30 protein-coding genes are annotated in these 23978 nt (G+C 66.4%); 15 read left to right on the plus strand and 15 right to left on the minus strand.

Going from position 1 to position 23978, the window contains the following annotated elements:
* Positions 1 to 130 precede the first annotated feature (130 nt).
* Together ACZYRS_RS21730 and ACZYRS_RS21735 are read left to right on the plus strand one after the other, a co-directional pair.
* On the plus strand, positions 131 to 844 hold the full coding sequence (locus tag ACZYRS_RS21730; RefSeq protein ID WP_198784563.1) for a helix-turn-helix domain-containing protein: 714 nt from the start codon (positions 131 to 133) through the stop codon (positions 842 to 844).
* A gap of 54 nt (positions 845 to 898) precedes the next feature.
* Positions 899 to 1798, plus strand: a complete 900-nt coding sequence (locus ACZYRS_RS21735; RefSeq protein ID WP_463420923.1) for a DMT family transporter — start codon at positions 899 to 901, stop codon at positions 1796 to 1798.
* A gap of 24 nt (positions 1799 to 1822) precedes the next feature.
* On the opposite strand, the gene ACZYRS_RS21740 is transcribed toward ACZYRS_RS21735, so the two are convergent.
* The 3 genes from ACZYRS_RS21740 to ACZYRS_RS21750 form a co-directional block, all read right to left on the minus strand.
* Positions 1823 to 2320: a hypothetical protein gene (locus tag ACZYRS_RS21740; RefSeq protein ID WP_463420924.1), complete on the minus strand. Its 498-nt coding sequence runs from the start codon at positions 2318 to 2320 to the stop codon at positions 1823 to 1825.
* Positions 2321 to 2404: 84 nt separating this feature from the next.
* Positions 2405 to 3706: a UDP-N-acetylglucosamine 1-carboxyvinyltransferase gene (locus ACZYRS_RS21745; RefSeq protein WP_463420925.1), complete on the minus strand. Its 1302-nt coding sequence runs from the start codon at positions 3704 to 3706 to the stop codon at positions 2405 to 2407.
* Between the two features lie 252 nt (positions 3707 to 3958).
* A complete protein-coding gene (locus ACZYRS_RS21750) occupies positions 3959 to 4207 on the minus strand; it encodes a hypothetical protein (RefSeq protein WP_463422520.1) in 249 nt (82 codons plus the stop codon).
* A gap of 211 nt (positions 4208 to 4418) precedes the next feature.
* Here ACZYRS_RS21750 and ACZYRS_RS21755 point away from each other — a divergent pair, with 211 nt between their 5' ends.
* Both ACZYRS_RS21755 and ACZYRS_RS21760 read left to right on the plus strand, forming a co-directional pair.
* The gene (locus ACZYRS_RS21755; RefSeq protein WP_463420926.1) at positions 4419 to 4664 is read left to right on the plus strand and encodes a hypothetical protein; all 246 of its coding nucleotides are present in this window, start codon (positions 4419 to 4421) and stop codon (positions 4662 to 4664) included.
* Between the two features lie 120 nt (positions 4665 to 4784).
* Positions 4785 to 5186, plus strand: coding sequence for a RidA family protein (locus ACZYRS_RS21760; protein WP_463420927.1), 402 nt, complete (start codon positions 4785 to 4787; stop codon positions 5184 to 5186).
* Here the strand turns inward: ACZYRS_RS21760 and ACZYRS_RS21765 are convergent.
* Complete coding sequence (locus tag ACZYRS_RS21765) at positions 5176 to 6084, minus strand: LysR family transcriptional regulator (RefSeq protein WP_463420928.1); 909 nt, start codon at positions 6082 to 6084, stop codon at positions 5176 to 5178. The genes ACZYRS_RS21760 and ACZYRS_RS21765 overlap by 11 nt on opposite strands.
* Positions 6085 to 6140: 56 nt before the next feature.
* Positions 6141 to 6374: a hypothetical protein gene (locus ACZYRS_RS21770; RefSeq protein ID WP_463420929.1), complete on the minus strand. Its 234-nt coding sequence runs from the start codon at positions 6372 to 6374 to the stop codon at positions 6141 to 6143.
* A 163-nt stretch (positions 6375 to 6537) separates the two neighbouring features.
* Between ACZYRS_RS21770 and ACZYRS_RS21775 the strand changes: the two genes are divergently transcribed.
* The 4 genes from ACZYRS_RS21775 to ACZYRS_RS21790 all read left to right on the plus strand — a co-directional run bounded on the left by ACZYRS_RS21775 (position 6538) and on the right by ACZYRS_RS21790 (position 9075).
* Positions 6538 to 7155 (plus strand): LexA family protein, encoded by a 618-nt coding sequence (locus ACZYRS_RS21775; RefSeq protein WP_463420930.1) that lies wholly within the window; start codon positions 6538 to 6540, stop codon positions 7153 to 7155.
* 129 nt (positions 7156 to 7284) lie between these two features.
* Entirely contained in the window at positions 7285 to 7548 is a 264-nt protein-coding gene (locus tag ACZYRS_RS21780; protein ID WP_463420931.1) for a hypothetical protein, read from the plus strand.
* A 250-nt stretch (positions 7549 to 7798) separates the two neighbouring features.
* Complete coding sequence (locus ACZYRS_RS21785; RefSeq protein ID WP_463420932.1) at positions 7799 to 8365, plus strand: TetR/AcrR family transcriptional regulator; 567 nt, start codon at positions 7799 to 7801, stop codon at positions 8363 to 8365.
* A 29-nt stretch (positions 8366 to 8394) separates the two neighbouring features.
* Entirely contained in the window at positions 8395 to 9075 is a 681-nt protein-coding gene (locus ACZYRS_RS21790; RefSeq protein ID WP_463420933.1) for a response regulator transcription factor, read from the plus strand.
* Positions 9076 to 9153: 78 nt separating this feature from the next.
* On the opposite strand, the gene ACZYRS_RS21795 is transcribed toward ACZYRS_RS21790, so the two are convergent.
* A complete protein-coding gene (locus ACZYRS_RS21795) occupies positions 9154 to 9471 on the minus strand; it encodes a hypothetical protein (RefSeq protein WP_463420934.1) in 318 nt (105 codons plus the stop codon).
* 255 nt (positions 9472 to 9726) lie between these two features.
* Here ACZYRS_RS21795 and ACZYRS_RS21800 point away from each other — a divergent pair, with 255 nt between their 5' ends.
* Positions 9727 to 10410: a class I SAM-dependent methyltransferase gene (locus ACZYRS_RS21800; RefSeq protein WP_463420935.1), complete on the plus strand. Its 684-nt coding sequence runs from the start codon at positions 9727 to 9729 to the stop codon at positions 10408 to 10410.
* Here ACZYRS_RS21800 and ACZYRS_RS21805 read toward each other — a convergent pair.
* Positions 10368 to 11312 (minus strand): LysR family transcriptional regulator, encoded by a 945-nt coding sequence (locus tag ACZYRS_RS21805; RefSeq protein ID WP_463420936.1) that lies wholly within the window; start codon positions 11310 to 11312, stop codon positions 10368 to 10370. The two genes, ACZYRS_RS21800 and ACZYRS_RS21805, sit on opposite strands and share 43 nt — an antisense overlap.
* 156 nt (positions 11313 to 11468) lie before the next feature.
* Here ACZYRS_RS21805 and ACZYRS_RS21810 point away from each other — a divergent pair, with 156 nt between their 5' ends.
* Complete coding sequence (locus ACZYRS_RS21810) at positions 11469 to 12809, plus strand: amidohydrolase (protein ID WP_463420937.1); 1341 nt, start codon at positions 11469 to 11471, stop codon at positions 12807 to 12809.
* A 9-nt stretch (positions 12810 to 12818) separates the two neighbouring features.
* On the opposite strand, the gene ACZYRS_RS21815 is transcribed toward ACZYRS_RS21810, so the two are convergent.
* Positions 12819 to 13211 (minus strand): hypothetical protein, encoded by a 393-nt coding sequence (locus ACZYRS_RS21815; RefSeq protein WP_463420938.1) that lies wholly within the window; start codon positions 13209 to 13211, stop codon positions 12819 to 12821.
* Positions 13212 to 13350: 139 nt separating this feature from the next.
* On the opposite strand from ACZYRS_RS21815, the gene ACZYRS_RS21820 reads away from it, so the two are divergent.
* Together ACZYRS_RS21820 and ACZYRS_RS21825 are read left to right on the plus strand one after the other, a co-directional pair.
* Entirely contained in the window at positions 13351 to 15024 is a 1674-nt protein-coding gene (locus ACZYRS_RS21820) for an AAA family ATPase (protein WP_463420939.1), read from the plus strand.
* Positions 15021 to 15728: an alpha/beta hydrolase gene (locus ACZYRS_RS21825; protein WP_463420940.1), complete on the plus strand. Its 708-nt coding sequence runs from the start codon at positions 15021 to 15023 to the stop codon at positions 15726 to 15728. The genes ACZYRS_RS21820 and ACZYRS_RS21825 overlap by 4 nt, the downstream gene beginning before the upstream one ends.
* On the opposite strand, the gene ACZYRS_RS21830 is transcribed toward ACZYRS_RS21825, so the two are convergent.
* The 3 genes from ACZYRS_RS21830 to ACZYRS_RS21840 all read right to left on the minus strand — a co-directional run bounded on the left by ACZYRS_RS21830 (position 15706) and on the right by ACZYRS_RS21840 (position 17458).
* Positions 15706 to 16470, minus strand: a complete 765-nt coding sequence (locus ACZYRS_RS21830; protein ID WP_463420941.1) for a tRNA-uridine aminocarboxypropyltransferase — start codon at positions 16468 to 16470, stop codon at positions 15706 to 15708. The genes ACZYRS_RS21825 and ACZYRS_RS21830 overlap by 23 nt on opposite strands.
* 15 nt (positions 16471 to 16485) lie before the next feature.
* The gene (locus ACZYRS_RS21835) at positions 16486 to 16944 is read right to left on the minus strand and encodes a hypothetical protein (RefSeq protein WP_463420942.1); all 459 of its coding nucleotides are present in this window, start codon (positions 16942 to 16944) and stop codon (positions 16486 to 16488) included.
* A 103-nt stretch (positions 16945 to 17047) separates the two neighbouring features.
* Positions 17048 to 17458 carry a cupin domain-containing protein gene (locus ACZYRS_RS21840; protein WP_198784586.1) on the minus strand — a complete coding sequence of 137 codons (411 nt, stop codon included), beginning with the start codon at positions 17456 to 17458 and terminating at the stop codon, positions 17048 to 17050.
* A gap of 529 nt (positions 17459 to 17987) precedes the next feature.
* On the opposite strand from ACZYRS_RS21840, the gene ACZYRS_RS21845 reads away from it, so the two are divergent.
* Positions 17988 to 18173, plus strand: coding sequence for a hypothetical protein (locus tag ACZYRS_RS21845; protein ID WP_463420943.1), 186 nt, complete (start codon positions 17988 to 17990; stop codon positions 18171 to 18173).
* A gap of 27 nt (positions 18174 to 18200) precedes the next feature.
* Here the strand turns inward: ACZYRS_RS21845 and ACZYRS_RS21850 are convergent, their stop codons facing one another.
* The gene (locus tag ACZYRS_RS21850; protein WP_463420944.1) at positions 18201 to 19013 is read right to left on the minus strand and encodes a class I SAM-dependent methyltransferase; all 813 of its coding nucleotides are present in this window, start codon (positions 19011 to 19013) and stop codon (positions 18201 to 18203) included.
* Between the two features lie 231 nt (positions 19014 to 19244).
* Between ACZYRS_RS21850 and ACZYRS_RS21855 the strand changes: the two genes are divergently transcribed.
* Positions 19245 to 19601 (plus strand): hypothetical protein, encoded by a 357-nt coding sequence (locus ACZYRS_RS21855; protein ID WP_463420945.1) that lies wholly within the window; start codon positions 19245 to 19247, stop codon positions 19599 to 19601.
* A gap of 50 nt (positions 19602 to 19651) precedes the next feature.
* Here ACZYRS_RS21855 and ACZYRS_RS21860 read toward each other — a convergent pair whose 3' ends face one another.
* Positions 19652 to 21061, minus strand: coding sequence for a DUF2130 domain-containing protein (locus tag ACZYRS_RS21860; RefSeq protein ID WP_463420946.1), 1410 nt, complete (start codon positions 21059 to 21061; stop codon positions 19652 to 19654).
* 232 nt (positions 21062 to 21293) lie between these two features.
* Here ACZYRS_RS21860 and ACZYRS_RS21865 point away from each other — a divergent pair, with 232 nt between their 5' ends.
* Entirely contained in the window at positions 21294 to 21803 is a 510-nt protein-coding gene (locus tag ACZYRS_RS21865) for a DUF4303 domain-containing protein (RefSeq protein ID WP_463420947.1), read from the plus strand.
* 87 nt (positions 21804 to 21890) lie between these two features.
* Here the strand turns inward: ACZYRS_RS21865 and ACZYRS_RS21870 are convergent, their stop codons facing one another.
* Positions 21891 to 23000, minus strand: coding sequence for an enolase C-terminal domain-like protein (locus ACZYRS_RS21870; RefSeq protein ID WP_463420948.1), 1110 nt, complete (start codon positions 22998 to 23000; stop codon positions 21891 to 21893).
* Complete coding sequence (locus ACZYRS_RS21875) at positions 22997 to 23920, minus strand: ketopantoate reductase family protein (RefSeq protein ID WP_463420949.1); 924 nt, start codon at positions 23918 to 23920, stop codon at positions 22997 to 22999. Before ACZYRS_RS21875 ends, ACZYRS_RS21870 begins: the two co-directional genes overlap by 4 nt.
* Positions 23921 to 23978: the final 58 nt, after the last annotated feature.

Raw genomic sequence — 23978 nt, forward strand, 5'->3', positions numbered from 1 at the left:
AGTCTCTCCAGGCACGCGCGAGGACGGCGTTGCGATGGCCGACGAAAGGCGTAGGACGGTGCCGTCACCGCCTTGGCGACGGGCGCTGCGGCAGCGGGGCATCGCGGCGTGGCTTGGCACAATCGCGCGCATGCCCTCCCCGACCGCGCCCGCCCCGCATTGCAGCATCCGCAGCTACAGCGGCGAGTACCTGGGCCACGATCATGACCACGCGCAGATCATGTATGCGCTGGACGGCCGCATGGAGCTGGAGATCGGCGGGCGCGCCGCCTTCACCGACAGCTCGTGCGGAATGATCATTCCGGCCGGCATGGCCCACACCTTCATGGCTCCGCGCGGTGTGCGCATGGTGGTCATCGACACGCCCGACGACGCCGGCGTGGACCGCCTGCGGCGCTTCGCGGTCACGGCCGCCTGCCGCAACGGCATCGACGCATCGAATGCCGCGCGGCAACTGGCGAAGGTGCTCGAGGCGCCCTCGATCCTCGCGCGCCGCAGCATCGAGCTCGCCCGCCTGGACGACGCCCTCGGCCGCGCGCTGCACGCGCCGTGGGACACCGCGCGCATGGCCGCGCTCTTCTTCCTGAGCCCGCAGCGCTTTCATGCGCGGCTGCTCGAGCTGACCGGCCTCTCCCCGCAGGCGTACCTGCGCGCGCGGCGGCTCGATGCGGCGGAGCGCTGGCTGCGCGGCGGCATGCCGCTGGAGGCGACCGCGTTGCGCGTGGGCTACCGCTCGGCGAGCGCGCTGGGCTTCGCGCTGCGGCGCGAACGCCAGCTGGGGGCGAGGCAGCTGCGCGCACTCTCCGCGTCTTCCGCACCCTCGGCATCTTCGGCATCCTCCTGAAGGTCGAGAGTCTCTCGACATTCGGGCGCCCCGTCTCGCCCGAGCATCCGGGGCATGAAGAACGCATCCATCGTCGGCGCCTGCATGGTGCTGGCCGCCGCCGCCCTGTGGGGCACCACCGGAACCGCGCAGACTTTCATGCCCGCGCACACCTCGCCCTACTGGGTGGGCACCTTGCGCATGGCGATCGCCACGCTGTTCTTCGCGGCCTTCATCGCCTGGCGCCGGCGCGGCGGCGATCGCCCGACGCTCGCCCTGCCTGCCACCGCATGGCGATGGGTGCTGCTCGCGGGCCTGTGCATGGCCGGCTACAACCTGAGCTTCTTCGCGGGCGTCAAGGCCACGGGCATCGCCATCGGCACCGCGGTGGCGGTGGGCAGCGGGCCGGCATGGGCGGGGCTGCTGCAGTCGCTGGTCTCGCGCAGGCCGCCCGCGCCGGTGTGGTGGGTGGGCACGCTGCTGGCCATCGGCGGCGGGTGCCTGATGGTGATGCCGGCCGGCGCCGCCGGCCTGCAGGCAGAGCCGGCGGGACTCGCGCTGTGCCTGGCATCGGGTTTTTGCTATGCGGTCTACACGCTGGTGAGCCAGCGCCTCGTGCGCCACTCGCCGCCCGCGACGGTCACGCTCTGGGTCTTCGGCGTGGCCTCTGCCGCAGCGATACCGGTGGCGTTCCTCCTCTCGGGCCCCTTCACGGCCACGCCGTCGGGATGGGCCATCGTGGCGTACCTGGGCCTGGTCTCCACGGGCGTCTCGTACCTGCTCTTCAGCCATGCGCTGCGGCACATCTCCGGCGCCTCGGGCGTCACGCTCGCGCTGGCGGAACCGGTCACCGCGTTCGCGCTGGCCCTGCTCGTGGTGCACGAGCGCCCGGCCCCGGCAGCCTTCGCCGGACTGGCGATGGTGCTCGCGGGCCTGGTGGTCGTCGTGTGGACCGAAGCGCGCAGCGCCCGGTGATGCAAGCCCCGCTGGCAGCAGGACCTAGCGCGGCGCGCCGAATTCCTTCAGCTTGAAATCCGTCTCGTCCTTGTAGCCATGCAGGCGGCACGCGGCGCGAAAGTCTTCCTCGGAAAAGCCCGTCCAGGCGTAGTTCCTCACGTTGCGCCCCGTCGCGCGGTTCTGCACGTAGAACGACAGCGTCGCCTTCGACTCGGAGATGCCGATCGTCTTGTGCAGGTTCGGCACGAACCTGAATTGCTGCGCATCGAAGGTCTTGGCAAAACCCAGCGCCGTGCGCACGACGATGCGCTCCGGGGTGAATTCGAACTTCGTCACGAAGAGATAGTCGCGGCGAAGCAGCACGACAACCACGAGCCCCAGAAGGAGCGTCGCCGCATAGAACAGCGGCGAGTTGATCGTCCGGTCGACCAGGAACCGGTACGCGTAATTGAAGACCAGCGAGGCCAGCCCGACCATCAACACCAGCTGTCCGACCTGGCTGAGCAGCCACTTGCCCTTGTTCGATACCGAAACGATCACGATCTTTCTCCCTCTTTTTTCTTTGTTGAAAATCATGTGGCGGCGATGGCGGCGCACAGCCGCCTCGCGCCCTCTGCCGTCTTTTTATTCCTCGCTCGTCCACTCCACCTGCACGCCCAGGCTGCGCAGGTTTTCCACGAAGCGCGGGTGCGCGCGGCGAATCGGCGTCGCGTTGCGGATCTCCGAGCGCCCCTCGATGCTCGCGGCCACCATGAAGAGCGCGATCGCCACGCGGATGATGTACGGGCTCTCCACCACCGCCGGCGTCAGCGGATTGCCGCCGAAGGTGATGAGCCGGTGCGGGTCCGACGAGAACACGTGCGCGCCGAACTTGGAGAGCTCGCCGGTCCAGCCGAGAGCGCCGTCGTACACCTTGTTCCAGAACATCGCGTTGCCCTGCGCGCGCACGCCCAGCGCGATGAAGATGGGCAAGAGGTCCACCGGAAAGTAAGGCCACGGCGCCGCCTCCACCTTGGTGAGCACGTTGCTCGTGAACGGCGTCTGCACCTTCAGCGGGCCGGTGCGGATCGCGCGCGACCAGCCGTCCGCATGCTCGATGCGCACGCCGAATTTCGCGAAGGTGCGGTCCAGCAGCGGAAAGTTCGCGGGCGCGCTGTTGCGCACGATCACGTCGCCGCCGGTGATCGCGCCCAGCGCGAGAAAGGTCGTGATCTCGTGGAAGTCTTCGTCGAAGCGGAACTCGCCGCCCGTGAGCGCGTTGCCGCCATGCACCGTCACGCGCGAGGTGCCGATGCCTTCGATGCGCACGCCGATCATCGCCATGAAGCGGCAGAACTCCTGCACGTGCGGCTCCGAGGCGGCGTTGGTGAGCGTCGAGGTGCCGTCGGCCGCGGCCGCGCACAGGACGAAGTTCTCGGTGGTCGTGACCGAGGCGTAGTCGAGCCAGTGGTCCGTGGGCGTCAGGCGCCCGGCGCTGCGCACGAGCAGCGACCCCTCGGTGCGCTCCACCTGGCCGCCGAAGCGCTGGAACACCTCCACGTGCGGATCGATCTCGCGCACGCCCAGCGTGCAGCCCTTGACGTTGTCCTCCAGCCGCGCGACGCGAAAGCGCGCCAAGAGCGGCGGCACCAGCATGATCGACGAGCGCATCTCCTCGGGCAGGCGATGCCGCGCGGCGTCGAACGCGGTTTCGCGGTGGTGCAACTCCAGCGTGCCGGTGGCGTGGTCCATCTGCACGTCGCTTCCGAGCGTGCGGAAGATGTCCAGGATCTTGCGCACGTCGGTGATGTCGGGCACCCCGAGCAATCGCAGCGGCTCGTTGGTGAGCAAGGTGGCGCAGAGCACCGGCAGCACGGCGTTCTTGTTGGCGGAGGGGGTGATGCGGCCGCGAAGCGGCGTGCCGCCGTGCACGATGAGGTTGGACATGGGTGTGCGGAAAGCGGAAAAACGGAAAAAGCGGGCGGAAAACCGAGGGGCCCGGGGCGGAAAAGGTCGCGGACAGTCCGCGACCGGGTGACAGGACTTTAGCCTCGGCGGACGGCCATTTCGCGCCGGCAAGTTGTAAGAAGACCCCGATCGACGGCCGCTGGGCGTGCGCATGAAGTGGCAGGCACAGGGGCCTGGATCACCAGGGCGCAGCGCATGACGCCAGGCTCGGAAGCGCTCGAGTGCGCCGGCCTACGAATGGCAGGCCCGATGCCCCGCTTCGGAATCGGGGCCTGCCCCCACGAGTTCCCGCGCCTGCGATTGGCGCGCCGGCGTCACCGTGTCGCGCCGCAAGCTCCAGATGCATGCGCAAAGCCGGAGCAATCCCTCGACCTGGACGGCGTACAGATCGTCCTGCGGGTCTTGCTCGGCGATCAGTTTGGCGATGTGGTCGATGGCGTCTCCGGGATGAAAGCCGAGCCCTGAGCGCGCCATGTCCATGGCGGTCACTAGTACTTCTGTTTTTTGCATGCGCAAGTGTGGTTTCCGGAATGAAACAGCCTTGGTACTCAAATTCGCAGAAGCTGTACTAATTTGCGATTTCAGGCGGCAACCGCCCCGTGCCGAGATCGTTCGTCGTAGCACGAACGCGGTATTGCAGGGAACCCACCCCCTGGGATGTACTGGCCACCAAGATACAAGGAGTTTTCCGATGACCAGGGCCACCTTCCACAAAGCAACGGCAACCTTGAAAGTGCCGTTCCACACCGACCCGGACACCGAGTTGGCGGCCCTGCGCATCGCAGGCATCCCGGTCGACGACCGGGGCCTCGCGACCACGGGCTTTCTGCACATGCGGACCACCGCGGGCTACCGCTCCCGCATCTTCCGGTGGTTCGCCGATGTCGATGCCAAAGGCTCGCGTGCAAGCCCCGCGACCCTGGGAGACGGTCGCTGACCAGCAGACTGTCCATGCAGGTGGACAGTCATGACAGGGATTCGGGCTTTTTCTTCTTCTTTTGTCTCCCTATCATTGGCATCTGATTTATGCCATTGATCATCGATATTGGAGAGAAAAGTGAGCAAACCCGAATTCTTCGTCACCCCTGGCTATGGACAGCAATTCCGAGACAGGTTGCATTATTCCCAAGCCGTCAAGATCGGCAATCGCGTGGAAATTTCAGGCCAGGGCGGCTGGAATGACGAGCTGCAATTCCCCAAATCCCTCGAAGAAGAGATTGCGCAGACATTCCGAAATGTCGAACGGACGCTGGCCGCCGCCGGCGCCAGCTGGGAGCATGTCGTTCACGTCAATTCGTACCACGTCGGCGGATTTCCTGACGAGGTGAACGAGACGATTTCCAGGCTTTATCGCCAATACATGCCCAACCATGCGCCCATCTGGACGGAATTGGGCGTCGAGGCCCTCGCACACCCGGACATGCACATTGAAATTCGCGTGACCGCAATTATTCCGTAATAAGCAGATCGCCTCCGAATTTCTGAATCACCCAATCGACGAACGCTTTCAACCGGGCGTTCTGATGCCGGTTGGGCGGATAAAGCACATGAAAAGGCATTGCCGGCCGTGACCAATCTTCCAGCACCGGGACCAATTGGCCCGCGTCCAGATAGGGCTGGACGACGCGCCTGAAATGCTGCCCGACGCCCAGGCCCGCGAGCAGCATCTCCTTCAGGCCCTCGCCCTCGTTGGCCGAGAATACGCAATTACCGATTTCGAATCGCTCATTGCCGCGCTCGAATACCAATAATTCCGGCTTCCCGGTCGCGGCAAAGAAATAACACGCCGCGTCGTGATTGGATTGAAGATCCTCGGGAGAAGACGGAATTCCCTTGCGTTTCAAATAGGCTGGCGCCGCGCAGGTCAGGTATTGAAGCTCGGTCACCTTGCGCCCGATCATCGCCATATCGCCTAATTTTCCGGCGCGGATGACGCAATCCACGCCCTCTTCCACGATATTCAAGGGCCGGTCGCTGATTCCCACGGCGACGGTGATATCCGGGTATTGATGGTGAAAATCCGCCAATTCGGGAATCAGCAGGCCATTGGCGAATGAGGCGGGCACGTCGACTCTCAAATGCCCGCTCGGGTTGAGTTTGTTTCCCCGTACCGCACTTTCCACCGAATCCATTTCGGCAATCCAGCGCATGGCGTGCTCGTAATACTCCAGGCCGTCCGACGTGGGCGCCACGGCACGCGTGGTTCGCTGCATCAATTTGATGCCCAGGTGCTTTTCAAGATCGGTGATCAGCTTGCTGACCGTGGAACGCGGCAGCGCCAATTGATCGGCGGTCCGGCTGAAGGAGCCGGTCTCCACGACGCGCACAAAGGCCCGCATGGCCAGAAGTTGATTCACCGTCGCCCGCCTGTTTCATTGTTCACAGGCCTGCACAGTACCTCATCGGCGGGGATTCACCGCGTTTGCCATTCGGCCATCCACGATTCGACGCGCACCTTCACGCGCCGCAGAGCCTCGGTGCGGTCGCTCGCGAGGCTGGCCAGGGTCAGATGGCACATGTCCACGCCGTGGCGCCGCAGCAAGCCGATGCCGCCGAAATCGCCGTCGGTGTTGCGGCTCAGGCGGAGTTCGAAAACCCAGCCGATCGGCAGCAACGGGCCGCATTCCAGCCCCAGGTCTGTGTCCAAGAAGTCCCTTTCGCCGTCCGTGGGACTGTTGTTTGTGCGGCCCAGCATAGGCCGCAAGTGCGCCGCATGTCTCGGGGAAACCCCTTCGGCGGTGCATCTTTGCTTGCCAGATTTCCTATCCCGGATTTATTTTCTATCTCTTCGTGAGCCTAGCCTCTGCACGATGAGCATCCACAGACTTATCCGAGAAGGGCGCCGGCGACTCGGATTGAGCGAGCAGCAATTCGCTGACGCTGTCGGGGTCAGCCGGGGTGCCGTCCAGCAATGGGAAAAGCCGGGCGGCACAGCGCCCAAGCGCAGCAACCAGCCGCGGGTGGCCGAGTTGCTCGGCGTGTCCGTGGTGGAGCTTCTGTCCGGCGGCTCCAACACCAGCCCGGGCGTGGACGTGCGCGCCGAGGTGCCGCTGGTCTCCGAGGTGGAGGCCGGCAACTACACCGTCATCGACAACTTCAAGCCCAAGGGCCAGTTCGAGACCGTGCCCGTCACGGTGCCCATCAAGCGCCACACCTACGCGCTGCGCGTGCACGGGGACAGCATGGTGAGCGAGACCGGCGACTCGTTTCCCGACGGCTCGATCGTCATCGTGGAGCCCGAGATGGAGGCGCTGCCGGGCGACTACGTCATTGCCCTGAACGACAGCAACCAGACCACCTTCAAGCAGCTGGTGAAAGACGGCGGCGAGTACTACCTGCGGCCGCTGAACACCCGCTACCCCATCAAGCCGCTGGGCAAGGCCTTCGTCATCGGCGTCGTGCGCGAGTTCACCAAGCGATTTCGCTGACCTCGCCTGCAAGGGTTTTGGATTGCGATGCCGTTCTTTTGGGGATAGATTCATCCGAGGGGGAATATTTTTCTATCCAGAGCCCATCGAATCGCGGTCGCAACCTCAGGTCCGCCGCGGCGGCACCACATGGCCATTCAGAGCGAAGAGCACAGGATCAGCTATCTCTCCTGGGACATCGTGATCCGGTTGACGGTGGTCCGGGCAGGCGAATGTGTCGCCGGCCACGCCGACCTGCACCGGGACGGAGACCACCGGTGCCGGCTGGTCCTGGCGACCATCCTTTCCGACCCGGCTGAAATGATCGTCCAGCTCGAAGCCAAGGCCCGGGGCTACGTCGACGATTGGCAGAACAGGGCCTCCACGAGCACCGCGCCAGCCGGCCCGCCCTGAACTTGCCGGGAGCGGGCGCTCCCGCTTCACCTGACCTTGCTGAATTGATCTGGAGCGGGCGCACGCACGCCCCCTTCGGCCCGACCATTTACATCCACAAACCAACCAATATGGTTGGCAACCATATGAAATGGTCTATGATCGCGCCGACCGCGACGCACGGCACAGCCGCCGCCGCTGGCGGTAGGCGTTATCTGCGAAGCCATCGAAGCCGTCTATTTCATGCCATTGCCGCCCGCGAGTTAAGCCCATGCCCAAACCCACCAAATCGGAGATCGATGCCGACATCATCGACAGCGCCGCGGCCCTGTTCGCGCGGCACGGTTTCGACCACACCTCGCTCCAGCAGATAGCGGATGCGGTCAACTACTCAAAGGCGGGGCTGCTGCATCACTTTCCGAGCAAGCTCTCGATCTATGCGGCCGCCATCGATGCCCTGCGCGAGCACGTGATCGCGGTGCGCGAGCGCGTGAAAGCCATGCCCGTCGGCATCGAGCGCGACCGCGCGAATGTCGAGGCGGCGCTGCAGTTCACCTACGACTGGCCGGGCGTGTCCGCGCTCTCACACCGCATCGCCGAGAACGAGCCCGACGGCGATCCGCAGCTGATCGAGATCGGCCTCATCCTCTACGAGGCGCTGGGCATCGACCTGAAGAACCCGAAGGACCTGAGCATGGAGCGCATCGTGCGCGTGACCAGCGCCTTCACGGGCCTGGGCATCTCGGCCCTGCAGGCGGTGCGCACCGACCTCAAGCGCGAATGGCGCGATCACATCGCGCAGGCGGCGATGGATGCGCTGGGCCACGGCACGCGCTGAGGCGCAAACTTCTGCAGCACCCGCACCCCATGCGCGTACTCCTGGTCGACGACGAGCCCGATCTGGCCAACGCCCTCGCAGCGGCGCTGCGCCGGCACCACATGCTGGTCGACGTGGCGCGGTCGCTGCGTGCGGCCGAACACGCCGCGTTCGATGCCGCGTACGACGTGATCCTGCTCGACCGCCGCCTGCCCGATGGCGACGGAATGGCGCTGCTCGACCTGCTCGCGCACACCGAACCGCGCGCGGCCGTGGTGATGCTGTCCGCGATGGCCGGCACCGCCGATCGCGTGGCCGGCCTGGACCGCGGCGCCGACGATTACCTCGCCAAGCCTTTCGCGCTGGACGAACTGCTGGCCCGCATGCGCGCCGTCGTCCGCCGCCCGAGCGCGCGCAAGCCCCGCACGCTGCAACTGGGCCGGCTGCGGTTCGACACCGACATGCGCCACGCCTTCGTCAACGGCACGCCCCTCGCGCTGCCGCGCCGCGAGCTGCTGGCGCTGGAGGTGCTGCTGCGCAACAAGCAATGCACGGTGCTGCGCTCGGCCTTGCTCGAGCGCGTGTACGAAGAAGGCAACGATCCGAAGTCCAACTCGCTCGACGCCAATCTCTCGCGTCTGCGATCGAGGCTCGACGGGGCGGATGCGGGCGTGGAGATCCACGCGATCCGGGGGGTCGGGTATCTGATGCGGGAGGCGATTGCGTGCTGACCCGGCACTGCGCAATGCGCGCCCGAATGTTTGAAGGACAGGGCCATGGTCCGCTTCGGTCGCGAGTTTCCGTGCGGGCTAATAGCCGGACAGCCAGGGCTCCTGCTCGATGGCGGCAAGGTTTCCCTCGGCAAGATGGCGCCACAGTTCGAGAACCCTGGGAACCGGCACCGCATCCATGTGCCGCTCGGTCCCTGCATCGGCTTCGAGATTCTCGAAAGCGATGTAACCCCCGCGCGATACGGACAAGCTCCACCCGGATTCATGGGTGACCGCCACGGTACCGTGCTCGGTGTCTTCCTGACGATCTTCAAGTTCGCGAAGCAGCGCGAGGAAATCGGAGTTGGCGTTGCCCGGTTCCATGCTGCCGTAGCGGTGGGTCAAACTGAAGGCCATGTTTTTTTAAAAAAAGAGACTATGTCGGAGGACTGCTTAAGGGGGCGTCGCCTGCAGCGGCTAATCCCGCCTGGCGCTCCCCTCGCCGATCCAATGTCTGGTTCTGGCCGCCCAGGACAGTCGGCCGTTCCAGGCAATGTCGTGGTCGAAGCCCGAGGGACCAGAGCATTGATTCGATCCGTTCACAAACAGCGCTTTGCGCCGCATTCTGCCCTCGCCTCGCAGCCAACCCATCGCATTCCCTAAACTGCCCGCATGTCCGAACCCAACACCGCTTTCAGCAACGCCTCGGCCCTCGCCAACTACGCCGAGAAAACCGCCCGCATCGTCCCCGGCTTGCACGACCTGCAAACGATGGCGGCGCTGCTCGTCGCGGAGCACGCGCCCGAATCGGCGAATGTGCTGGTCATCGGCGCCGGCGGCGGCATGGAGTTGAAGGCGCTCGCAGAGGCGCACTCGCAATGGCACTTCGTCGGTGTCGATCCGTCGCAACCCATGCTCGACCTGGCGGCCGCGGCGCTCGGCCCGCTCGCCGAGCGTGTACAGCTGCACCACGGCTACACCGACACCGCGCCCACCGGTCCGTTCGATGCCGCGACCTGCCTGCTCACGATGCACTTCGTGGCCGTCGAAGAAAGAAAGTCGACGTTGAAGGAAATCCATCGCCGTCTCCAACCCGGTGCGCCGTTCGTCATGGCGCATCTGAGTTTTCCTCAAGCGCCAGAGGAGCGGGAGGTGTGGCTCTCGCGCTATGCGGCTTTCGCCGTGGCGTCAGGCGTCGATGCGGAGAACGCGCGCAAGGCGGCGTCCGCCATCGGCGCGACGCTGCCGTTGCAGAGCCCGGAGCGCGAAGAAGAATTGCTGGAAGAAGCGGGCTTCACGAACGTGCGCCTGTTCTACGCGGGCTTGGCCTTCCGGGGCTGGGTGGCGCGGGCCTGAGCACCTTCATCGCGGGGCATCCGCTCGGCAATCACCTCCCTGAGCAACGGCAACGTCGGCGCCTCGCTGCGCCCGGCCAGCGTGACGAGGCCGAAGCGCGCGGCGCCCAGCGGCGGGTGCACCGGTAGCGCCACGAGGTCGGGCGCGACCGCGCGCACGGCCAGCAAAATTGCATCCGTGTTGCGTGTGAGCTCGACCAGGTTCGAGATCTCCGAGCAGCGCAAGGTCACGCACTGGTCGGGGTGCGCCTCGGGGCCGTAGGCATCGACCATCGCGCGCATCACGTCGCGGCCCAGGCCGGTGGAGGCCATCGGGTAGTCCAGCAGGCGCCCGAAACGCAAGGGCCCGCGCTTCTTCGCGAGCGGATGGCCGCGGCGGCACATGAAGGCGCCGCGCATTTCCACCAGCGGCTCGATCTTCAGGTCGACGCTCGGCGTCACGGTGCGGAACTCGACCACCGCCGCATCGAGCGCGCGCTCCCGCAGCGCCTGCAGCAGGCGGTCGGTGTCGCCGCGCAGGATGTCGATGCGCACCGGCGCATCGCGAAAGGCCATGCGCTCGAGCAGCGGCGTGGCCAGCAGCGCGCCGGGGCCTGCGCCCAATCCGACCCGCAAGGTGTTGCTGCCCTTGCCCCGTGCGGCGGCCACGAGATCGTCCGCATCGCAGACCAGGTGGCGCACGCGCTCGAGCACGTCGCGCCCGAAGTGCGTGAGCTCGCTGCGCCGCCCCACGCGGTCGAACAGCGCGCGCTGGAAGCCGCCCTCCAGCGCGTGGATGCTGCGGCTCAGGGCCGGCTGCGTGATCGACAGCGCCTTGGCCGAACGGGTGAAAGACCCCGTCTCGGCCACCGACAGGAAGTGCCGCAGCTGCACGAACGTCATGGTGTGAATGGGCTTGTTCATGCATTCGAATTATTGCAGCGCATAGAACAATGCATTGGACGCCTGGCAAAACTTTCCCTAGATTCACGCTCGCCGTGCAACAGCACGTCAAGGCACACACCGATGCGCCGCACGGCCCACCCCGTTCGACACCCCTCCCCGGAGACACGCCCTCTCATGTTTTCTCTTCGCCAGCTTTCTCTCTCGCTGTCCTGCCTGTCCTTCTTCTGCGCGGCCGTGCCGGTGGCCATGGCGCAGAACGCGACGCCCGCCGCGCAACGGATCGAGCCGCTGGTGCGCGAGATGTACCCGCAGCTCGATGCGCTCTACAAGGACATCCACGCGCACCCCGAGCTCGGCTTCCAGGAGGTGCGCACCGCCGCCAAGCTCGCGGCCGAGATGCGCGCCCTGGGCTTCGAGGTGACCGAGCATGTGAACCGCACGGGCGTGGTCGCGGTCTTGCGCAACGGCGCAGGCCCCACCGTGATGGTGCGCACCGAGCTCGACGCGCTGCCGATGGAAGAGAAGACCGGCCTGCCCTACGCGAGCAAGGCCAAGGCCCTGTGGCAAGGCAAGGAAACCTTCGTTGCGCACAGCTGCGGCCACGACATCCACATGGCGAGCTGGGCCGGCACCGCGCGCACGCTGCTCGCACTCAAGGACCAGTGGCACGGCACGCTGGTGTTCATCGCGCAGCCCGCCGAAGAGAGCAGCGGCGGCGCCAAGGGCATGATCAACGAGGGCCTCTACAAGCGCTTTCCCAAGCCCGACTTCGCCTTCGCGCTGCACACGGCGGCATCGCCCTACGGCTACGTGGGCTACCGCGCGGGGCCGATCACCTCGGCATCGGATGGCATGGAGATCGTCTTCAAGGGCCGCGGCGGACACGGCTCCGCGCCGCACAGGGCGATCGATCCGATCATGATGGCCGCGCGCTTCGTGACCGACGTGCAGGCCGTGGTGAGCCGCGAGAAGGACCCGAGCGAATTCGGCGTCGTCACGATCGGCGCGATCCAGGCGGGCACGGCCGGCAACATCATCCCCGACGAGGCGCTGCTGCGCGGCACCATCCGCAGCTACGACCCGAAGGTGCGCGACGGCCTGATCGACGGGGTGCGCCGCACCGCCAAGGCCACGGCCGCCATGGCCGGCGCGCCCGAGCCGGTGATCGGGCTCGACCCATCGAAGGGCAACGCCGCGGTGATCAACGACCAGGCGCTGGTGCAGCGCACGGTGGCCGCGCTGAAGGCGCAGCTGGGCGATGCGAAGGTCTTGCCGGTGCCGCCGATCACGGCGAGCGAAGACTTCTCGGAGTTCGCCGTCGAAGGCGTGCCGACGATGTTCTTCTTCATCGGCGTGAACGATCCGAAGGACGTGGCCGATTCGCAGAAGCCGGGCGGCAAGCCGCTGCCGTTCAATCACTCGCCGTACTTCGCGCCGGTGCCGGAGCCGTCGATCACGACGGGGGTGCGGGCGATGACGGCGGCGGTGTTGAGTGCGTTGGGGGCGAAGAGCTGAGGGCTTGCGTCAAGGCGCGCCGGCGCGGTTCGATCTTTGCTCGATGGCGTGGATGCACCGCTGCATCCACTCGTCGGCAAACGCGCTGTACAGCGAGCGCTCCGGGTCTTTCAGCGGCATGAAGAAACGAGACCGCGCCTTGACGCGCGCCAGGCCGACCAGCAGTTCATGGATGGCCTTGTCGCGCAGCACGCGCGTCTTGCTTCCGATGGGAGCGATGAAGAACACGATGCCGGACCGGTCATCGAACTCGAACATCTCGCAAGCGCGATCGTGCGAATGGGCCAGATGGAACTCCGCGATGCGCGCCCATGCCAGGCGCGGCAACGTCGAGTGAATGATCTCGACCTCCGCGCGGGACAGTGCGTATTGGCCCTTCAGGTTGTAGACGACGATCTTCATTCGAACTTGGTCAAAGGGTCGTTGGGTCGGAGACGTACGGCCCGATGGTAGACGCCCCGAATCTTCCCCCAACCTTGACCCAGGTCAAGCGCCATCCCCTCCCCCCTGGCTAGCATCGACGGCAACACGAGGAGACACCGTGGAACTCGAGATACCGGAGATGCTGGCCGCCGCACTGCAGGGCGAGGTCGGCGCGCAGTCGCCGCTGGGCCTGCAGCTGGGTGGGCATGGCGGCGGCAGTGGTGTGCGCATCGTGTCCAGCCGCCACTTCGACGGGCACGCGCTCAACCTGCTCTTTCAATTGGGCATGGGCACCGGCGCGCGCGACCTGGTGTTTCAGCTGCTCGCGCTGGACAACCTCAACGGCGAGCCGCAGGCGCGGCCCATCGCGAGCCTGGAGCTGATGGTGCCGGCGCTGATCGAATGGCTGCAGCGCGACCTGATCGACGGCTGGCTCTACCAGCGCGGCAAGGACGGCGTGCTGCTGCCCTGGCTGGTGCACACGGTGCGCCTGGTGAAGCCGACGGATGGCGAGTCTTACGTGCTCGTGGGTCTCCTGGCCAACACGCTGCAGGCGGCCAACCGCGAGCCGCCTTCGGAGCCGCGCCTTCGTTTCGCGGGCATGACCTGGGGCCTGAGCTTCCACGCGGAAGACCTGCCGGGCCGCACGCTGGCCGGCCTCTTCGCGGACCACGGCTTTCACAAGGAGTGCGCCGAGTTCAAGCGCGAGTACGACAAGCAGGTGGCCGCCTTCTCGCGGCTGCAGCCGCAGTTCGGCGCGCAGTTCACCATCGGCGGCAGCGCGTGGACGGCCGGCGAAGGCCCGCGCGCGAACATGGCCTGGCACCGCCTGCCCGAAGGCGCCGCGGCGCGCTGCGTGAACGATGAAGAGCTGCTGCAGCGCCGCTTCGACCTGGCCGCCGATCCGCACTACTGGCGCGAGAGCGGCATCGCGACCGGCTTCGACCGCATTCCGCAGCACTGCTACCTGCACCTGTTTCACCTGGACTGGCATCGCAACATCTGGGTCCATGCGCAGCACGTGCAGGACTACAAGTACCAGCCCGGCCTGCGCGAGCGGCTGGTGCTGCCGCAGGCGCACCGCGACCTGATCGACATCCTCACGGCCGACCGCTGCTTCCTGGTGGAAGACGTGGTGCCGGGCAAATCGGGCGGCACCACCATCCTGTGCAAGGGCGCGCCGGGCCTGGGCAAGACGCTCACGGCCGAGGTGTATGCGGAGGTCGTCGGCAAGCCGCTGTATCGCGTGCATTCGGGGCAACTGGGCGTGACGGCCAACTCGGTGGAAGCCAGCCTCACGAAGATCCTGCAGCGCGCCGCGCGCTGGGACTGCGTGCTGCTGCTGGACGAAGCCGACGTGTACATCCGCCGCCGCGACAACGACCTGCAGCACAACGCGATCGTGGCGGAGTTCTTGCGCACGCTCGAATACTTCAGCGGCCTGCTGTTCATGACGACCAACCGCGTGGGCGATATCGACGAGGCCATCCTCTCGCGCTGCATCGCAGTCATCGACTACCAGCCGCCGGGGCCCGACGATGCGCGGCGATTGTGGTCCACGCTGTCGGCGCAACTGGGCGTGGCGCTGCCGGGCGCGGTGATCGACCGGCTGGTGGTGGACTATGCCGGCGCGAGCGGCCGCGACATCAAGGAGCTGCTCAAGCTCACGAGCAAGTACTGCCGCCGCAAGGACGTGCCGCTGTCGACGCAGTCGTTCGCGCAGTGCGCGGTGTTCCGCGGCATCGCATGCGCGTCGTCGCAGTCCAGCGTGCAGCCGGAGGCGAGCGAATGATCGACGCCAGCCTGCTCGGCGGCGCGCTCACCGGCCGCCTCGCCTTCCGGCCGGGCGCCCTGCCCGTTTCGCCGCAGCTGGCGCCGGGGCGCCATGGCCTCTCGTTCGCCGAAGGACGCGAGGCCGTGCTGGTGGTGCCCGAGGGCCTGCCCGCCGATGCGCCGGTGCCGCTCCTGGTGATGTTTCACGGCGCGGGGGGCGAGGCCAACCGGGTGCTGCCGCATTTCGTGGCGCATGCGCGGGCACGGCGCTTTCTGCTGCTCGCGCCGCAGTCGATGTACCCGACATGGGACATCGTGGTCGGCGGGCATGGGCCCGATCTCGAACGGCTCGACGGTGCGCTCGCGCGCGTGGCCGAGCACTTCCGCATCGACGCGGCGCACCTCGCGTTCGCGGGCTTCTCCGATGGCGGCAGCTACGCCCTGTCGCTCGGCACCACCAACGGCGACGTGGCGAGCCACGTGATCGGGCTGTCGGCCGGCTTCATGAACGCCTTCACGCAGACGGGCAAGCCGCGCGTGTTTCTCGCGCATGGGCGGTCGGACAGCCAGCTGCCCATCGAGACCAGCGCGCACCCGCATGCGCGGCGGCTGCTGGAAAGCGGCTACGACCTGACGCTGCAGCCCTTCGATGGCGACCACGTCATCGTGCCGTGGGTGGTGGCACGCGCGGTCGAGTTCTTCATGGGGCGGCAAGAGCCGTAGCACTGGCAGCTTGCACCTCGCGCAGCCGCTGGTGCGCATCGCCATCCCACACGATGGGCTGCTGGTTCTTCGCGCGCAGGTAGTGGTGCGTGAACACCGCGAGGTAGGCCTCCAGCGTTTGCTTGGCAGCGTGTTCGCCCGCGAGGTTCATGCACAGGGCCGCCACCTCGCTGGTGCAGAAGTGATCGTCGCGGCCGGAGCGGCGCAGCTTGTACTGCGATATCTGCTCGGGCGCCAGGCTCAGCACAGGCAGCGCATCGAGGTACGGGCTTCGGCTGAACATCTTGCGCGCCTCGCCCCAGGTTCCGTCGAGCAGGATGAAGAGCGGGCGTTTCGCAATCGCACCGCCCGTTGATTCGGGCGACGGCGGCACGGTGTGCACCACGCGCTCGGGCGCCGCGTATTGCCCCGGAAACACCACATACGGTTGCCACTGCGGATCGCTCAGCAGCGCCAGCAGCGCAGGGTCGGTTTCCGTGCGCGCCCAGCCGAAGGCGAAGGTATCGGCCACCACATCGGCGATCAGCCAGCCCGTGTTCGTCGGCTTGAGCGGTTCGATGTCGGCCATGAGCAGGCACACGCCCGCACGCGTGGGCACCGATGGGCGCAGCGCGCACATGCAGTGGCTGGGCAGCAGCCGGCAGCCCGCGCAGCGCTCGCGCTTGAAACCGCCGCGGGCAAGAAAGGGCTTGGCGCTTCGCGCGAGACGTGCGGCGCGAAGGAGGGAAACGGCGTGAGGCATGCGGCGATTTTCAGCTCAACGCGGCGCCTCGGAAATCATCTTGTACTGGCCGGGCTTTCCGGCCTCGATGGTGACCTCGCTGTCGTCGGACGAATACGGGTTTGCGGCACGCAGCTGAATCCGCAGCCCGCTGAACGTCTCGCGCCGAGGGTCCAGCCGCACGACCGCGAAGCCCGAAGACAACTCCTTGACCAGCACCCGTGCAGCGAGCCGCGACATTCCGCGCTCATCGACGGTGAGCCATTCGAGCCAGAGCTTCGAATGCACATGCTCGACGCCCTGGTTGACGATGATGAGGCGAAGCGTGCCGCCGGCTCGCGCGGAGGACCACTCGCCGCCGGTCGCCACGGTGCTCACCTGCGGCGGCACAGCCGGACCGTTGGCTTGCGCATGCACCGCAGTCGCACCCGAGATGGCGCTTGCGATCGTCAAGGCGGCGACGAGCGTCCGTGGAAACGACTTCATGGTCTTCATCCCTCGCTGGTGGATTGGGGGGCGGTGCATGCAACTGTGCGGACTGTATCCGCCTACGTTGCAAGCGCCCGGCGAGCGATGCGCAGAAGCGCGTTTCAGCAACTCACTTGCTCACGACGAGCGGCTTGCCCTTCTGCACCAGATAGGTCGCAAGCTCGGCCGCGTTGCCGCTGCCGACGTTCTTCGCCGAGTGCACCGCGCCGGCCGGAATGAACAGCGAATCGCCGACCTTCAACGTGACGGGCGGCTTGCCCTCGAACTGATATTCGACCGTGCCTTCGAGCACATAGGCGATCTCTTCACCCGGGTGCGAGTGAAAGCCGAAGGCCGCGCCCTGCGCGAAATCGACGCGCACCTGGATCACTTCGCGGCCCGGCTCGGCCAGGTCGTGTTTCAGCGATTGCGTGCGGCCGATGCCCGCGGGCTGCTGCGCGAATGCGAAGTGCGGCGCCAGTGTGCTGCCGGCGACCAGCAATGCCGCGGCCATCGTTCGGATGTTCAGTGTCTTCGTCATGAGAACTTTCAGAGGGTGTGTGTGGATGACGAAGGCGATTTTTGGGGGCGAACGCCATGCGGGCTGCGCGATCGGTATGCCTGTGTATCCGGGCGCGGTTTCGCGACACTAAATTTCACTGCTGCCGGAGAAGGCGCGCACCGCGAAATAATCTGGAAAAGGTTCCGCACGACATAAGCGGTATTTGTTGGCGCGAATCGAAACATCCTCATGCGCCAAGGCGGTCATATCGCGCCGCGCGTCCCTAAAGTGAATGCCCCTCTCACCCAATACCCCGCCAAGGGAATATGGAAGGCATCACACCCACAGCACTCAGATGAATCGAAGGCCGCTTCGCCTCGCGGCGGGTTGTCGGTGCGCAAGCACCGACGCAAAAGCGAGGTATCAAAAGGCGACGGCCGGGGTGCAGGAACACCCCAGCCGTCTAACCAAAGACGTGCAATCACCTAAGAAAAGGACGCACACCAATGGCTACCAAGACTATAGCCGGGCATCTCACGCCCCTCCCCCCGACCAAGACCCGACGGACTTGCTCGAAGCCACCCTCGCTCAGCTCGAAGCGCTGATGTGGACCTGCCACGGAGAAGACATCGACTGGCGCACCGGCGACGGGCCCACACAGCTGGCCAACCTGCATTGGCTGGCGTCCGACCTGACGCGTCGCGCGAACGAGTTGTTCCAGCAGAGCCAGGCTGCGGGCCGCAACGCGCGATGAGACCCGGGCGGCTCGCAGGCCGCCGCGCTAGGCCGCCGCCACCATCACATGCGCCTGGATCTTGCCGGCCACCGGGCCTTCGCCATGGCGGGCGGCAAGCACCTCGGCCGCGCGCTCGGTGGCAAGCTGAAGCAGGCTGGCGTCGCGCGCTTCGATCTCGTTGCGCAGCGGCGTGCCCTGGCAGTAGGCGCTGGCGACGGCACCTGCCGAGGGCGCGCGACTCACCTTCTCGCGCATCGCGATCTCGATGTTGGCGAACCCCGCGCGGCGCAAGTCATCGCGGATCAGCGCGACGTCGTGATAGCCGTGCGGCGTGCGTGCGAGAAAGCGCGGCGGGTCGTTCGGAAACACCGTCGCGACCGCGTGCGTCACGTCGTCGGCGAAGGCGTTGTCTTCGATGCGGTCCCACACGCTGAAGACGAAGCGCCCGGCCGGCCTGAGCACGCGGCGCGCCTCGGCGTAGCCGGCGGCGCGGTCAGGGAAAAACATCGCGCCGAACTGGCAGCACACGACGTCGAACGAGGCATCGTCGAACGGCAGGTGAAGCGCGTCCGCCTGCCGCCATTCGATGCGGCTGTCAGCGCCTTGCCGCGAGGCGGCGTAGTCGAGCATGGGCTGGTTGAGGTCCGTCACCACGTAGCGCGCGTTCGCGCCGAGCCTCGGCGCGAGCGCCCGCGTGACCACGCCGCTGCCCGCCGCCGTCTCCAGCACCGCACCGGGCGACGATGCTGCGGCAAGCTCGGCCATGTCGGCGGCATAGGCCTCGAAGATCAGCGGGACCATCAGCGTGTCGTAGAACTTCGGGATCGAGCCCGCGAACACCTTGTCGGCTGCAGCCATGGGATCTCCTTGAAAGCTCCGGGCGGCGGCCTTGCTGGTCACCGGTTTGCAGAGCGGGGCAGACCTCCCATCGGTGCATGGTGGCCGCGCGCGGAATCCCCGTCAACATCCCCTGTTCGGGCTACCCCATGCGCGTCTTGCGTTAGGCTTTTGCCTTGGGCCTTTCCGGCTCTCTCGGCTCTCTCGGCTCTCTCGACTCCCTCACCACCCACATCGCACCGACTCGACCCCATGCGCACCACCCTCTACTACACGCTGATGCTCCTGCTCGGATTCGCCTGGTACAAGTTCGGGCAGAACCTGCTGCGCAAGGGCTATCGCGATGAGAACGATGAACGCGTCGAAGGATTCGTCGGGCCGGTGGGATTCCTCGTGGCCGCCGGTGCGGGCTGCTACCTCGTGTTCGCCCTGTTGCGCGCGCTGTTTCAACGCGAGGTGCCCTGCATCGGCAAGGGCTGCAGGATGCAGGTCTACACCCTGGCGTCACACGCCGGCGATTACTGGGCCAACGTGTTCTTCCTCGCGTGGATCGTGCTTGCGCTGGGCTACGCGCTCTATGTGACGCAGAAGATCTGGTTTCGCGCGTAGCGCTACTGGCAAGACGTTGAAAAAAGCACTTTCAACGTACTTGCCCCGCGTCACTCCGCATCCGCGGGCCCCTGGTTCTTGAGCTCCACGAACTTGGCCGCCATCGTCGGGTTGCCGCGCGTGAGCTTCTTGATCGTCACGTCCTGCGCCTTGTCGTTCGCCAGGCGCAGGTTGCGGTCGGTGCCGAGCAGCGCCTCCTTGGTCTTCTGCAGGTGGTCGATCGATTTGTCGATCTCCGCGATGGCCTTCTGGAAGTGCCCCGAGGCGAGGTCGTAGTTCCTCGCGAATGCGGCCTTGAAGGTCTCCAGCTCCGATTCGAACTTCGTGATGTCGATGTTCTGCGCCTTCACGAGCGCGAGCTCCGACTTGTACTTGAGCGAATTCATCGCCGCGTTGCGCAGCAGCGTGATGATGGGCAAAAAGAACTGCGGCCGCACCACGTACATCTTCGGATAGCGGTGAAACACGTCCACGATGCCGGTGTTGTAGAGCTCGTTCTCGGGCTCCAGCAGCGACACCAGCACCGCGTACTCGCAGCCCTTCTCGGCGCGGTCCTTGTCGAGCTCTTTCAGGAAGTCTTCGTTCCTGTTCTTGGTCGCGGTGCGGTCGCTCTCGTTCTTCATCTCGAACATGATCGAGACGATCTCGGTGCCGGCCTCGTCCGCGTCGCGAAAGATGTAGTCGCCCTTGCTGCCGCTGCGCGCGTCGTTGTCCTTCTCGAAATAGGCGCGGGGAAACGCCATCGACCGGATACGGTTGAACTCGGTCTCGCAATGCAGCTCGAGCGTTTCGCCGACCATCTTGGTCGAGAGACGCGCCTTCAGGTCCCGCAGGCGCTCGATCGTGTCGTCGCGGTCCTTGAGCTGCGTTTCGTACTTGTCCTTGAGGGACTTTTCGGCCAACTGCTTTTCGAGCGCCGTGCGTTCGAGGCCGCTCTTCAATTGGTCCCGCTCCTTCTCGACCACGCTCACGGCCTCGGTGATCGCGAGCTTCTGCGCCACCTCGATGGCATCGAGCTGGGCCTTCAGGCCCTGGATCTCCGCTTCCTTCGCGGCGGCGCCCTTCTGCAGTTCGCTCACGTGCCGTGCTTCGGCCAGTTCGGTTGCGGCGCGCTTGTCCTGCCGGGCCTGCGCGAGTTCGTTGGCGAGCGCATCGCGCTCTTTCTCGACGGCGCTCAAGGCTTCGCTCACGGCGAGTTTGCGGGCGACATCGCCGGCTTCGAGCTTTGACTTGAGCTCCTGGATCTCGCCGTCCTTGGCCGCGGCGGCCTTCTGCAATTCGCCGGCGGCCTTTGCCTGGGCGAGTTCGACGGCGTTGCGCTTGTCCCGCTCGGCCAGTTCGAGCCGCTCGTGCAACTGCTTCTCGAAGTCGCCGTCGCGGACTTGCTTGAGGATGTCGGCGTAGCCGGCTTCGTCGATCTTGAATGCCTTGTTGCAATGGGGGCAGATGATTTCATGCATGGCGGGGTGCCCTTTTGGCTTCGGCAGGCCTGTGGGAGTTCTTGGTGCGAACGGATGGAATGCTCATGTGCGACTTTCGATTTTTATCTGCTTGGGGTGATGCTAGACGACCCTGATGGCTTCCCGCAGGCGCGGCCTCGCGCCTCGCGGCTGCGACCGGCTACATTCGGCCCGGAGCGCTCCTTCGCGCAGTCGTCCTGGCGATGCAAGGACACATGGACAAGTCCCCAGAATGAATCATCAATTTGACGAGTTGAAGCGTGCGCTGCTGTCGGCGACAGAGGCGCACTGCCACCGGCTCCATGCGCAGGGCAACAGCCAGGATCTCTACGGATACAGCCTCTACACCGATGACTCGGTGATGAGCATCGGGCCAGTGGCAAATTCCAGCGAGAAGATTGCCGTCGGCGTTGACGATCCACTGCACAACTACTACCGGTATGGACCGCAGGAGTGGTCGATATGGGATGACCACGGCCTGTTCGGGGAGGTCAACCGGATCATTGCGAGCATCCATGATCGCGAAGGTTTGTCGTTCGATGCCAGACGCGATGGAATTCTTCAGGCCGCATTCGAGGCGCTTGTCGTTCTTGAGGAGCGCCATGTTTTTGGCCCCAGAACGGATCGTCGATTTGTGGTGCTCTGGATCGCCGATTCAGCGGACCCCGTGATGACGCGGTCGGCCAGAGAACTGAACAGCGACGCAGTATTTCTGGCGTACGCCTCCGAGTACGCGGAATAGGAGCTTGCTGATCGATTCAGCCACCTTGCCTCTGCAACGCGCGGTCGCAGGGCAAGCCAACATCCCGTCTCCCCCCGCCGCCTCGACTCAGCGCAGACTCTCCGTCGAATACCGCGCATAACGCTTCACCGCATCCGCGTCCCAGGCCATGCCGTGGCCCGGCCGGTCAGGCGGCGTCACGAAGCCGTCGGTCACCTTCAATGGCTCCTGCAGGATCGCATCGGCCCAGTCGACGTATTCGAGCCAGTGCGCCGTGGGCGTGGCGGCCATCAGGTGCGCGCTGACCTCGTGGAACAGGTGCGACGAGCACTCGATGCGCGCCGCATCGGCCAGCGCCGCGGCGGCCATCCAGCCGGTCACGCCGCCGATGCGCTCCAGGTCGGGCATGACGAGGTCGCTGGCACGCTGCGAGAGCGCCTGCGCCATGGCGCGCGGCCCCTGGAAGTTTTCGCCGATCTGCACGGGCGTGCGCAGCAGCGAGGCCAACGCGTGCGTGGTGGCGTAGTCGTCGTGCGCGACCGGCTCCTCGATCCAGTACAGGCCCTCGCCGTCCAGCTGCAGGCAGCGCTCCCGCGCGGCACTCGGGCTCAGGGCCTGGTTGAAGTCGGACATGAGCGCGATGTCGTCGCCGATGGCCGCGCGCACGGCGCGCACCGCGGCCAGGTCGTCTTTCGGCGATGCGCGGCCGAGCCGCATCTTGATCGCGTGAAAACCTTCGGCGACCAGCGCCCGGGCCTCGTCGGCCGCAGCCTGCGCATCGAGCAGGCCGAGCCCGTTGCTGTTGTAGGCCGCCACGGGCTTGAGCGGCGCGCCCAGGAGCCGCGCGAGCGGCATCTCCGCCGCGATGGCCAGCGCATCCCAGCAGGCGACGTCGATGCCCGCCATGACCATCGACGCGATGCCGCGCGCACCCAGCAGGCGAAAGCGCGCATCGAGCGAGCGACGCACATCGGCCGGCGCCGCGCTGGTGCCGGCCAGCATCCTGTCCGCGTCGCGCACCAACGCCAACGCGGCTTCGCCGGCGGCGGGCACATAGCAGAACAGGTAGGCACGGCCGGTGATGCCCTGGTCGGTCCGCAGGTCGATGAGCAGCAGCGGCGCCTCGGTGATGCGCATCGCGCTGGTGCCGAGCGCGCGGCGCATGGGCACCACGACCAGCGTGGCCTCGATGGCGTGGACCTTCGGCGCCGTGCTCATGCGGGGCGCCCTTCGGCGTGCACCGAGAGGATGTCGAACACCGCGCGGTTGCACGGCGTGGCCACGCCCAGCCGTTCGCCGCGCGCGACCACGTCGCCGCTGAGCCACTGCACCTCCAGGCGGCCGCCGCGCTCCAGGTCGTGGTGCATCGAGGAGGTCATGGTCGCGGGCACCTGGTCGCAGAAAGCCATGCGGTCGTCCGCGTAGTCCTGCGGCAGCGATACGCCTTCGGCGCGCGCGACCTGCACCACCTCGTCCATCAGCCCGCGCAGGAAGCCGCGGGACCGCGCGAGCGCGCGGATCGGGCCGATGGGCGTGCGCACCGTGCTGGTCGCGCCCGAGAGGCCCACGAGGAACACGAACTTCTCCCAGATCGCGCGGCGGATGTCGCCGCTGAGTTCGACGTCGATGCCGGCCTCCACGCAGGCATCGCGAAAGCGCGTGACGCGTTCGCTCTGGCTGCCGTCGTATTCGCCGAACACGAGCTTCTGCATCGCGCCCGAATGCCGGATCAGGCCCGGCTCGGCGATGGTCGCCGCGATGTAGCAGACGCCCCCGACGACATGCGCATCGCCCAGCACGCCGCGCAGCACCTCGTCCTTCACCACGCCGTTCTGGAACGACACCACCGCGGTGTTCTCGCGCAGCAGCGGCTTGATTGCCGCGGCCGCGCTCTCGGTGTCCCAGAGCTTGACGCCGAACAGCACCAGGTCGGTGGCACCGGCTTCCGCGGGTGTGTCGGTCACCTTCACATCGCGCAGGTGCAGGTCGCCGCGCGGGCTTTCGATGCGCAGCCCGTGTTCGCGCAGCGCGGCCAGTTGCCGCCCGCGCGCGATGAAAGTGACGTCGTGCCCCGCGTTCGCGAGCCGCGCGCCGAAATAGCCGCCGACGCCGCCGGTGCCCATGACGGTGATCTGCATGGTGGATCCTTTCTGTGTGGGTTGTTCAATGTGGCAATGACGCGCACTTGCCTGGGTT

The sequence above is a fragment of the Variovorax sp. AC194 genome, assembly GCF_979257995.1.

Bases quoted from the DNA above. Each gene is read 5' to 3' on its own strand.
- ACZYRS_RS21835 (WP_463420942.1), bottom strand. From the start codon at position 16,944: ATGAAGACCATGAAGTCGTTTCCACGGACGCTCGTCGCCGCCTTGACG.
- ACZYRS_RS21750 (WP_463422520.1), bottom strand. From the start codon at position 4,207: ATGGACATGGCGCGCTCAGGGCTCGGCTTTCATCCCGGAGACGCCATC.
- ACZYRS_RS21840 (WP_198784586.1), bottom strand. From the start codon at position 17,458: ATGACGAAGACACTGAACATCCGAACGATGGCCGCGGCATTGCTGGTC.
- ACZYRS_RS21865 (WP_463420947.1), top strand. From the start codon at position 21,294: ATGAATCATCAATTTGACGAGTTGAAGCGTGCGCTGCTGTCGGCGACA.
- ACZYRS_RS21850 (WP_463420944.1), bottom strand. From the start codon at position 19,013: ATGGCTGCAGCCGACAAGGTGTTCGCGGGCTCGATCCCGAAGTTCTAC.
- ACZYRS_RS21730 (WP_198784563.1), top strand. From the start codon at position 131: ATGCCCTCCCCGACCGCGCCCGCCCCGCATTGCAGCATCCGCAGCTAC.
- ACZYRS_RS21780 (WP_463420931.1), top strand. From the start codon at position 7,285: ATGGCCATTCAGAGCGAAGAGCACAGGATCAGCTATCTCTCCTGGGAC.
- ACZYRS_RS21805 (WP_463420936.1), bottom strand. From the start codon at position 11,312: ATGAACAAGCCCATTCACACCATGACGTTCGTGCAGCTGCGGCACTTC.
- ACZYRS_RS21795 (WP_463420934.1), bottom strand. From the start codon at position 9,471: ATGGCCTTCAGTTTGACCCACCGCTACGGCAGCATGGAACCGGGCAAC.
- ACZYRS_RS21855 (WP_463420945.1), top strand. From the start codon at position 19,245: ATGCGCACCACCCTCTACTACACGCTGATGCTCCTGCTCGGATTCGCC.
- ACZYRS_RS21810 (WP_463420937.1), top strand. From the start codon at position 11,469: ATGTTTTCTCTTCGCCAGCTTTCTCTCTCGCTGTCCTGCCTGTCCTTC.
- ACZYRS_RS21800 (WP_463420935.1), top strand. From the start codon at position 9,727: ATGTCCGAACCCAACACCGCTTTCAGCAACGCCTCGGCCCTCGCCAAC.
- ACZYRS_RS21790 (WP_463420933.1), top strand. From the start codon at position 8,395: ATGCGCGTACTCCTGGTCGACGACGAGCCCGATCTGGCCAACGCCCTC.
- ACZYRS_RS21825 (WP_463420940.1), top strand. From the start codon at position 15,021: ATGATCGACGCCAGCCTGCTCGGCGGCGCGCTCACCGGCCGCCTCGCC.
- ACZYRS_RS21860 (WP_463420946.1), bottom strand. From the start codon at position 21,061: ATGCATGAAATCATCTGCCCCCATTGCAACAAGGCATTCAAGATCGAC.
- ACZYRS_RS21870 (WP_463420948.1), bottom strand. From the start codon at position 23,000: ATGAGCACGGCGCCGAAGGTCCACGCCATCGAGGCCACGCTGGTCGTG.
- ACZYRS_RS21875 (WP_463420949.1), bottom strand. From the start codon at position 23,920: ATGCAGATCACCGTCATGGGCACCGGCGGCGTCGGCGGCTATTTCGGC.
- ACZYRS_RS21815 (WP_463420938.1), bottom strand. From the start codon at position 13,211: ATGAAGATCGTCGTCTACAACCTGAAGGGCCAATACGCACTGTCCCGC.
- ACZYRS_RS21785 (WP_463420932.1), top strand. From the start codon at position 7,799: ATGCCCAAACCCACCAAATCGGAGATCGATGCCGACATCATCGACAGC.
- ACZYRS_RS21755 (WP_463420926.1), top strand. From the start codon at position 4,419: ATGACCAGGGCCACCTTCCACAAAGCAACGGCAACCTTGAAAGTGCCG.
- ACZYRS_RS21735 (WP_463420923.1), top strand. From the start codon at position 899: ATGAAGAACGCATCCATCGTCGGCGCCTGCATGGTGCTGGCCGCCGCC.
- ACZYRS_RS21830 (WP_463420941.1), bottom strand. From the start codon at position 16,470: ATGCCTCACGCCGTTTCCCTCCTTCGCGCCGCACGTCTCGCGCGAAGC.
- ACZYRS_RS21775 (WP_463420930.1), top strand. From the start codon at position 6,538: ATGAGCATCCACAGACTTATCCGAGAAGGGCGCCGGCGACTCGGATTG.
- ACZYRS_RS21745 (WP_463420925.1), bottom strand. From the start codon at position 3,706: ATGTCCAACCTCATCGTGCACGGCGGCACGCCGCTTCGCGGCCGCATC.